The following is a 9063-nucleotide window of genomic DNA, read 5'->3' as shown; positions in this document are numbered from 1 at the left end:
GACCCGGCTGCTGCGCGACGACTTCGAAGGACCCGCGGGCAGCCGCCCGTCACCCGCCACCTGGCTCCACGACGTCGGCACCTGCTATCCCGGCTGCCCCGCCCCGCAGTGGGGCACCGGCGAGATCGAGACGATGACCGACTCGACCGACAACGTCCGTCTGGACGGCAGGGGCGCGCTGGAGATCGTCCCGACCAGGAAGAACGGCAGGTGGAGTTCGGGCCGCATCGAGACCCGGCGCGACGACTTCGCCGCGCCGCCCGGCGGAACCCTGCGGATCGAGGCGTCGATCGCCCTGCCGGACGTGACGGGGGCCGGAGCTGCGGGGTACTGGCCCGCGTTCTGGACGCTGGGGGCTCCGCTGCGCAACGGGTACACCGGCTGGCCCGGCATCGGGGAGCTGGACGTCATGGAGTCCGTCAACGGGCGGGACACCGTGTTCGGCACCATGCACTGCGGCGTCCTGCGGGGCGGCCCCTGCGAGGAACCGGCCGGTCTGAGCTCCGCCCCCCAGCCGTGCCCCGACTGCCGCACGGCCTTCCACTCGTACGCCGTGGAGATCGACCGTTCCCCCGGCGCGGAGGAGGTGCGCTGGTACCTGGACGGCCGGGTGTACCACCGGGTGGCCGCGCGGCGGATGGACCCCGGGACCTGGAAGCGGGCGGTGGACCACGGGGTGTTCCTGATCCTCAATGTGGCCGTCGGCGGCGCACTCCCGCGCCAGGACGGCGCGTCACCCGGTCCGGCCACCGAACCCGGCCACCCGATGAGGATCGACCACGTGACCGTGTCGGCCCGTGAGGGGGCGGCGGTCCGGCCGCGCGCGGAGAAACGCGGCTGACGGCCGTAGCGCGTCGCCAGGTGCTGCCCGGCCTGGGGTCAGGATGCCTTGAACAGCTCGTCCTGCCGGTCGACGTACGGCTGGAACAGTGGAGCCGGCCAGTTGGGGTCGATGTCGGAGACCCGGTCGATCACCTTCCAGATGCCCGCACGCCGTTCGAAGCGGTCCTGGTAGGTGCCGCTCGACACCACTCCCTCGTTGCCTTCCTTCCAGTTGACGCGCCAGCGCCAGGACGCGGTGGCCGTGTCGCCCGCGCCGTCGATCTCGAACCAGCCGACCTCGTGGAACCACTTCTCCATCGGGAACACGCTGTGCGCGTAGTCGTAGAGGCTCTTCAGGCCTTCTTCTCCGGTGAAGGTCCGGGTACGCAGGTCGTGGACGGTGAAGGTGGCTTCCGGCCAGTACAGGGCGAGGTACTTGTCGACGGACGCGCGGCTCGGGTCGTTGTCGATGCAGCGCTGGTGCAGGACGAGTTGCTCGAATATCTCGAACCTGTCCAGGGCGGTGAGGGGGGTCTGCTCGGTCATTTCTGCTGTCCTTCGGGTCGGTGGGTCAGGGTTTCAGGGCGCGGTGGGCCCGGAGGGCGCCGGTCGAGGGGAGTGAGCCACCGGCGCAGTACGCGGGTGACGACGGGCATGGAGACGTACGTCATCAGCACGCTGAACAGCCCGGCGAAGACCGCGGTCCGCGCCACCTGCGGCAACGCGGTCAGGTGGGGCATGAGGTACGCACTGCCGAGCAGGGAGACCGGGAAGATCCCGAGGGCGGAACTCGCCGCCATCTTCCAGCGCGGCGGGACGGGCGCCGGGCCGCCCGGGGCGGTGAACCAGGTTTCCAGTCCGGTGAGTTCGCGGCGGGCGACCTCGTGGTGGCGGTGCCCTTCGAAGTGGGCGAAGCACGCGGCCCGCTGCGGCGATTCGAGCCAGTCCCGTAGCGCTTCCCCGTCCCGGAAGCGGTGCACGACGATCCACGGGGCATCGTCGTCGGCCGGGTGGAAGAGGCCGCCGCCCAGGTTGCCGGGGAGGGTGGCCGCTGCTGCCAGGACGCCCCGGGCCCATTCCTGGAACGACTCCTCGTGACCCGGGTCGACCGTGCGGGCGGCGATCAGCGCCGTGTCACCGCGAGCGGTGCGGACGGTGGTGTGGGCGGGGGTGGTCAACGGGGGCTCCTGGTGGGGTTGTTCGTACGGGGGGCGGGGTGGTGGAGCGGGCCGTCCCCCGCCCCGGTGTCAGGCGCGCGGCGCCGCGTGCACGAAGTGCTTGGTCTCCTGGAACTCCTCCAGGCCGCGCACGCCGTTGAGCCGGCCCATGCCGCTCTGCTTGAAGCCGCCCTCCTCGAACATGTCGTGCACGACGGCCCAGGTGTTGGTCCAGACCGTGCCCGCCTTGATCTCGCGCTGGATGCGCAGCGGCCGGTCGACATCGCGCGTCCAGATCGAGGCGGCCAGGCCGAACTCGGTGGCGTTGGCGCGGGTGACGGCCTCGTCCTCGGTGTCGAAGACCTCGAAGGTGGCGACAGGACCGAAGACCTCCTGCTGCACGATCGGTGCGTCCAGGTCCTCGACCTCGACCAGCGAGGGCGACAGGAAGGCGCCGTCGCGCTTGCCCCGTACGAGAACCTTCGCGTAGCCCGCGGCGTCGGTGACGACGCCCTCGACGCGCCGGGCGTTGCGCTCGTCGATCATCGGACCCATCTCACTGGCCGGGTCGTCACCGGGGCCGACCTTGACCGCTTCGAGCGAGGCGACCATCCGGCGGCGCAGCTCGTCGGCGATGCCGCGCTGCACCAGGATGCGGCTGCCGGTCATGCAGAACTGGCCGGTGAAGGTGGTGACGGCCTGGGTGAGGACAGGTACGACGGCGTCCAGATCGGCGTCGTCGAAGACCAGCATCGGGCTTTTGCCGCCGAGTTCCAGGGAGAGCGGCTTCAGGGTGGGAGCGGCGTTCGCCATGATCATGCGGCCGACCGCGGTCGAGCCGGTGTAGCTGACGACGTCCACGTCCGGGGAGGAGACCAGGAGCGGGGCGCCGTCGTTGCCGGACTCGGTGAAGACGTTCATGACACCGGCCGGGAGGCTCTCGGTCTGCGCGACGAGCTCACTGAGCAGGCCGTTGACCAGGCCGGTCTGCCCGGGCAGCTTCAGTACGACGGTGCAGCCTGCGGCCAGGGCCGGGGCGAAGGAACGTACGGCCAGGACCACCGGGGAGTTCCACGGCGCAATGACTCCGGCGACACCCGCCGCCTCGCGCAGCGTCATGGAGTAGAGGCCGGGGCGGACCTCGCCCGCGCTGCCGTGGTCGCTGAGGGCGAGCGCGGCGTAGTAGCGCAGTTTGGGAATGGTGAGGTCGATCTCGAAGGCGGCCTCACCGAGGACCTTGCCGTTCTCGCGGGCCAGCAGGGTGATGAATGCGTCCCTGCGCTCCTCCAGGTGGTCGGCCATCTCGAACAGGGCCTTGGCGCGCAGGTTGCGGTCGCGGGCCCACGGGGTGCTCTCGAAGGCTTCGCGGGCGGCGGCGATCGCCGAGGTCGCCTCCTCGACGCCGGCGTCGGCGAAGGTGCCGAGGACTTCACCGGTGGAGGGGCTGAGGGATGCGGTGTGGCGGGCGGAGTCGATCCACCGGCCGTTGATGTAGTTGCGGGCGTGCTGCGTCATGAAATGTCCTTGGGCGGGAGGAGGGTGGGGCGGGTACGGGGAGGGCGATCAGATCTGGCGGGCGATGTGTTCGGCCGCGGCGATGACCGTGAGATTGGTGGCCGCCGACGGGACGTCGGGGAAGAGCGACGCGTCGACCACCCGCAGTCCGCTCACCCCGCGCACCGCGCCGAGCCGGTCGGTGACCGCCGTCGGGTCGTCGTCCGCACCCATCGGGGCGGTGGAGGTCGGGTGGTGGTACGTGTCGAGGGTGGCGAGCATCGAAGCCTCGATCTCGGCGTCGCTCTGCGCCTGCGGGCCGGGGTTGAGCTCGCTGTGGACGAGGCCCGCCAGCGGCTGGGTGGCGCCGAGCCTGCGGGCGAGCCTGACGCCCTCGATCAGACGGTGGCGGTCGTCCGGCTCGGCGAGGAAATTGAGGTCGATGCGCGGGGCGTCCTCGGGGTCACGGCTGGCGAGTGTCAGCGTGCCCTGCGATTGGGGTCGTACCAGGGCGACCGCGAGGACGAAGCCGACGCCGGTGGGGCTGGTGGTGTGGTCGAAGAGGTGGGTGGCGGTGATGTGCAGGTCGAGTTCGCCCGCGTCGGCGGCGGAGCTCGCGGTCCATACCTTCGCGCCGATGACGGGACTCTGCTCGCCGATGCGCTCGGGGTCGGCGGCGTACGCGTGGTAGTAGAAGGGGTGGTCCTGGAGGCGCAGGCCCACGGGGAGGTCGGCGACGACGGGGATGTCCAGGGCGGCGAGGTCGTCGGCCGGGCCGATGCCGGAGCGCAGCAGGGCGGCGGCGCTGCCGTACGCACCCGCTGAGAGGATCACCTCGTCCGCCCGTACCTCGGTCCCGTCGGCCAGCAGCACTCCTACGGCCCGTGTGCCCTCGAACAGGACGCGGTCCACCAGGGATTCGGCGCGGACGGTCAGGTTGGGGCGGGCCCGCACGGTTTCGGTCAGGTAGGCCATGGCGGTGTTGACCCGGACTCCGTCGCGGACGTTCATCGGGTACGGGCCGACGCCCTGGGGGTCCGCGGCGTTGAAGTCGTCGACGGCCGGGATCCCGTCGGCGAGGGACGCGTCCACGAAGGCGCGCTGCATGGGGGAGATGTCGTCCCGGCCGAGCTGGGTGACCGGCAGCGGTCCGGTACGGCCGTGCAGTGCGTCGTCGCCCGCCGTGGTGGACTCCAGCGTCTTGAACGCGGGCAGCAGGTCCTCGTACGACCAGCCCTTGAGCCCCCGCTCCGACCAGCGGGCGAAATCGGAGGGCAGGGCGCGGACCGCCACCGAGCCGTTGACGGCGGACGAGCCGCCCAGCACCTTGCCGCGGAAGGCGTCCACCGGGTGGCCGATGAAGCCGGCCTCCGAGCGGTAGCCCCAGTCGTGGCCGGTCCAGCCGCCCAGGACGCTGCTGGAGGCTACGGACTCGGGGTAGTCGTGGGGAGCGTAGGCCGGTCCGGCTTCCAGCAGGAGCACGGTGCGCCCGGGGTTCTCGGTGAGGCGGGCGGCGAGGACGGCTCCGGCCGAGCCGCCGCCGACGACGAGGGTGTCGAAGGTGTCGAGGGGGGAGGAAGCGGTGTGGGCGTGCATGGGGAACTCCTGGGTCGTCCGCCGGCCGGTCAGCCGGACAGGGACGACGTTAGGAAGATCCCGGCGGGAGCGCATCGGTCACCGCATCGGTCATGACCAGGCACGATGCGCCGCGCCCGCGGACGGTGCCCAGGTCACCCGGCCCTCGCCTGGACCAGCAGCCGCATCCCGTTGTCGAAGTCCACGCGGGCCAGTTCCCCGCGTGCGACGATTCCCAGCTTCGGGAACACGTGGGAGAGGTGGTGGCCGACCGTGCGGGGGCTGATGAGGAGTTGGGCGGCGATCTCCCGGTTGGTCAGGCCGCCGGCCGCCAGCCGGGCGACGCGCAGCTCCTGCGGGGTGAGCGCCGCGTCGTCGCGGGCGGTGTCGCGGCGAATCTGCTGGCCCGTCAGTTCCTGTTCGTTCAGGGCTCGTTCGCACAGCGGAGTGGCACCGAGACGACGGAAGGTGTCGGCCGCCTCGGCGAGTTGTACGCGTGCGTCGGTACGCCGTCGGGCGCGTCGCAGCCATTCCCCGTACAGCAGTCGGGTGCGGGCGTGGGCGAACGGCCGGTCCGCCGCGCCGGGCACGTCCAAGGCGTACTGGAACTCCTCCTCCGCCCGGTCGGCGACCAGCAGCGCCGTGCTCTGGTGGGCCGCCGCCACCGCCCAGGCCGCGCCGGTGCGGTCCGCCCAGGCGCGCAGCGTCCGCAGGGCGGGTTCACCGGCCTCCGGCCGGCCCGCGCGGACGGCCGCTTCCACCGTGTCGGCGGCGGCAAGCAGCGCGAAGGTGGCGTGGGCCGCCCGGTGGCCGGGTTCGGCCAGGCGCAGCAGGTCGTCGAGGGCGTCCTGCGGACGTCCGGCGAACAGGACCGCCGTGGCCCGGTGCCAGTAGGCGGCGGCGCTCAGCGCCCTGACCCCGCGCGGAACCGACAATTCCAGTGTCTGGGCGGTGAGTGCGGCGGCCTGCTCCTCGTCGCCGCGCAGTGCGGCCAGCCAGGCCAGGGAGTTGCGGCACTGCGAGGCCGCGTGGCCGGCGCCGATCTCTTCGGCGAGTTTCAGCGTCTCGGAGGCGTTCGCGGTGGCCTCGGCCCAGCGTCCGCCCATGATGTCGATGGTGACGGTCTGCGGTACGGCCAGTACCAGGGCGCTCGTCGCGTCCGTCCGTCTCAGGTCCTCCGCCTTGCGGCGGAACGCCTCGGTCAGCGCCCGTTCGACACCCCACGCCACGGCGAGCGGGGCGGGCGGCATCAGCCGCCAGGACGCCGCCCCGAGCCGGGTGATCGTCTCCTCGGCCGCCATCGGCTCGGTGACCTCTTCGCCGCCCCACCACTGGGTCAGCGTGGGGAGCAGGGCCGCTTCGGGTACGCCCGCGTCCGCCGTCAGTTCGGCCACCCGGCACAGTGCCGAGGCCTGCCGCTCGGGAGAGCCGGCCGACCAGCCGGCCCGGACGGCCAGGCAGGCCAGTTCCACGGCCAGGGCCCGGTCGGACACCGCATGGGTGTGGCGGAGCAGCAGCCGGTGGGCGCGTTCCTGGTCGCCATGGGCGAACTCGATGATGCCGCGCAGGCCTCCGCTGTCCTCGGCGACCTCGGACTCGGACACCAGCCGGGCCGCCTGGTCGAGCAGGTCGCCGGCCGTGGCGACCCGGCCGCACTCCCAGGCGGCCCGGGCCCCGAGGGCGAGGCGTCGGGCCGCGTCCACGGGACCCGGGGAGAGTTCGGCCGCCCGGCTCAGGGCGCGTGCGGCGGAGGCGAAGCCACCGCGGGACCGGTCGGTGCGCGCGCTGCGTTCGAGAAGTGCGGCCACCTCTTCGTCGCTGTCGTCGGCGGCAGCCGCCAGGTGCCAGGCCCGCAGTCCTCCCTCGACCCCGTTCGTACGGAGCGCCTGCGCCAACGCCCGGTGTGCCCCCTGGCGTTCGGCGAACCCGGCCTCCTCGTAGACGACGGCCCCGATCAGCGGCGCACGGAACCGGATGCTGTTGTCCTGGACGGTGAGCAGTCCCGACCGCGTCACCTCGTCCCAGGCCGCCGCCCCGGCTCCGACCGCTCTCGCCGCCTCGCGCAGGAGGCCCGCATCGCCGCGGTCCTCCGCCGCCACCACCAGCAGCAGGGTGCGTGCGGCGGGTGAGAGCCTGGCCGTACGGGCGCCGAAGGCGCGGCGCAGTCGGGGTCCGACGGGCAGCCGGTCCCCCGGAGCGTGGGCCGGGGCGGCGGGCAGGGCCGGAATCAGGGTGGGGAGTTCGCGCAGGGCGAGAGGGTTCCCCGAGGCGACCCGTACGGTGCGGCGCACGGTCTCCTCGTCCGCTTCCGGCACCTCGGAGCGGAGGTACTCGGCCGCCTCCGGATCGGTCAGCGGGGGAACGGCCAGCGACCGCAGTCCTTCCCAGGGGCCGCAGGCGGACGGGTCGGTGTGTCCGGTGAGCAGCAGTGCCACCGGTTCGCCGTGCAGCCGCCGGGCGACGAACGCGAGGCACTCGGCAGTCGGTTCGTCGAGCCAGTCCGCATCGTCCACCGTGATCAACAGGGGCTTTTCGGTGGCGAGTTCGGTGAGCAGGGTGAGGGTGGCGACGCCGATGAGGAACCGGTCCCGCACGTCTCCGCTGTGGCCGAGCGCCGCGTGCAGGGCGGCGGCCTGCGGCGGCGGCAGCATGTCGATCCGGTCCGCCAGGGGCCACAGCAGTCCGTGCAGGGCGGCGAAGGCGAGTCCCGTTTCCATCCGGCTGCCCCGACAGCCGAGCACGGCGAAGTCCGCGGCGCCCTCGGCCGCGTACTCCAGCAATGCGGTCTTGCCGATGCCCGGGTCGCCCCAGAGCACCAGTGCCGCCCCCTTGCCCGAACGTGCCCCTTCGAGGACCCGGTCGAGCTCATTCTTTTCCTGATACCGCCCGTACAAGACCATTTCCCTTTTACCCTAGGGGATCTCGCCTTCGCCCTGATTCCGGGATCCGGCGGATCCGACCGATACGGCGACCGATGCGCGGGAGCGGCCGGGCTCCCTAATGTCACCGCCATGACCAGCACTTCTTTCGAAAGCGGCACTCAGCTCGTGGAACAGGTGGCCGCGGCGACCGGCGCCGGCACCGGTGACCGGCTCCTGCACGCCCGGGGCGCGTGGGCGGCGGGTGAGTTCATGCCGTCGGCCGAGGCCGCGGGGCTGAGCAGCGCCGCGCTCTTCTCCGGGAACGGCTCCCGGACCGGGCCCGGCGTTCCGGCCACCGCCCGGTTCTCCAGCACGCTCGGCGGAGCGGACGGGCACGACGGCGATCCGGGCGACCACGGCTTCGCGGTCCGGATCGGCGGTCTGGACCTCGTGATGTTCACGCTGCCGGTCTTCTTCGTACGTACCGGCGCGCACATGGTCGAGTTCCTCCGGGCGGCGAATTCCCCGGACCCCGCAGCGATGCCCGCCTTCCTGGAGCGCCACCCGGAGGCGGCCACCGCCATGGGGCTCGCCCAGCAGGCCCGTCCGGCGGCGGGATTCACCGGCCTGACCTACCACTCGGTGCACGCGTTCGGCCTGACCGACGCGACGGGTGCGGTCAACTGGGCGCGGCTGAGCTGGCGGCCCCGGCGGCCCGCCGGGCCGATCGCGGCACAGGACGCCCGGGCCCGGCCGCAGGGCTATCTCCGTCTGGGGCTGCCCGCCGAGCTGCCCGCCCGCTTCTCTCTCGTGGCCCACCTGCCCGGAGCGCGGGACGAGGTGCACGACCCGACCGGCCTGTGGTCGTCGGACCGGACGGTGGAGCTGGGCACCCTCGTCCTGCACCGCGCCGAAACGCCTTCCGTGGAGCCCGACTTCGACGTCCTGCGCCTGCCGGAGGGCATCGGATCCCCGCTGGACCGGCTGGCGGCCGACCGCAGCAGGGTGTACGCGGCGGCACGGCGACGCCGCGGCTGAGACGAGCGGCTGTGCGGGTACGTCACCACGCCCTCCTGCCGGGGACCACAGCCGTGGTCCCCGGCACCGGCATGTCGTCGTCCGTGCGACGACGCCGGCCCCGGCCGGGACTGCCG

The 9063-nt window shown here is 72.8% G+C and carries 7 protein-coding genes; 2 read left to right on the top strand and 5 right to left on the bottom strand.

The genetic code is table 11. The features are described from left to right. The coding region (locus ACWGIG_RS33410; RefSeq protein WP_453325443.1) for a glycoside hydrolase family 16 protein at window positions 1–841 on the top strand (841 nt) is incomplete at its 5' end. A gap of 38 nt (window positions 842–879) precedes the next feature. Here the strand turns inward: ACWGIG_RS33410 and ACWGIG_RS33405 are convergent. The 5 genes from ACWGIG_RS33405 to ACWGIG_RS33385 form a co-directional block, all read right to left on the bottom strand. Continuing rightward, window positions 880–1368 carry a nuclear transport factor 2 family protein gene (locus ACWGIG_RS33405; RefSeq protein ID WP_453325442.1) on the bottom strand — a complete coding sequence of 163 codons (489 nt, stop codon included), beginning with the start codon at window positions 1366–1368 and terminating at the stop codon, window positions 880–882. After that, entirely contained in the window at window positions 1365–2000 is a 636-nt protein-coding gene (locus ACWGIG_RS33400; protein ID WP_453325441.1) for an antibiotic biosynthesis monooxygenase, read from the bottom strand. Before ACWGIG_RS33400 ends, ACWGIG_RS33405 begins: the two co-directional genes overlap by 4 nt. 69 nt (window positions 2001–2069) lie before the next feature. Continuing rightward, window positions 2070–3494: an aldehyde dehydrogenase family protein gene (locus ACWGIG_RS33395; RefSeq protein ID WP_453325440.1), complete on the bottom strand. Its 1425-nt coding sequence runs from the start codon at window positions 3492–3494 to the stop codon at window positions 2070–2072. A 48-nt stretch (window positions 3495–3542) separates the two neighbouring features. After that, window positions 3543–5069, bottom strand: a complete 1527-nt coding sequence (locus tag ACWGIG_RS33390) for a GMC family oxidoreductase (RefSeq protein ID WP_453325439.1) — start codon at window positions 5067–5069, stop codon at window positions 3543–3545. Window positions 5070–5203: 134 nt separating this feature from the next. Next, window positions 5204–7942: an AAA family ATPase gene (locus ACWGIG_RS33385; protein ID WP_453325438.1), complete on the bottom strand. Its 2739-nt coding sequence runs from the start codon at window positions 7940–7942 to the stop codon at window positions 5204–5206. Window positions 7943–8059: 117 nt separating this feature from the next. Between ACWGIG_RS33385 and ACWGIG_RS33380 the strand changes: the two genes are divergently transcribed. After that, the gene (locus ACWGIG_RS33380; protein ID WP_453325437.1) at window positions 8060–8947 is read left to right on the top strand and encodes a catalase; all 888 of its coding nucleotides are present in this window, start codon (window positions 8060–8062) and stop codon (window positions 8945–8947) included. Window positions 8948–9063: the final 116 nt, after the last annotated feature.

The sequence above is a fragment of the Streptomyces sp. NPDC054863 genome, assembly GCF_053610825.1.
Note: the sequence above shows the minus strand (reverse complement) of the source record. Positions and strands in the feature narration are given on the sequence as shown.

Coding starts and splice junctions, on each gene's coding strand:
- ACWGIG_RS33380 (WP_453325437.1), top strand. CDS start 8,060: ATGACCAGCACTTCTTTCGAAAGCGGCACTCAGCTCGTGGAACAGGTG.
- ACWGIG_RS33395 (WP_453325440.1), bottom strand. CDS start 3,494: ATGACGCAGCACGCCCGCAACTACATCAACGGCCGGTGGATCGACTCC.
- ACWGIG_RS33390 (WP_453325439.1), bottom strand. CDS start 5,069: ATGCACGCCCACACCGCTTCCTCCCCCCTCGACACCTTCGACACCCTC.
- ACWGIG_RS33405 (WP_453325442.1), bottom strand. CDS start 1,368: ATGACCGAGCAGACCCCCCTCACCGCCCTGGACAGGTTCGAGATATTC.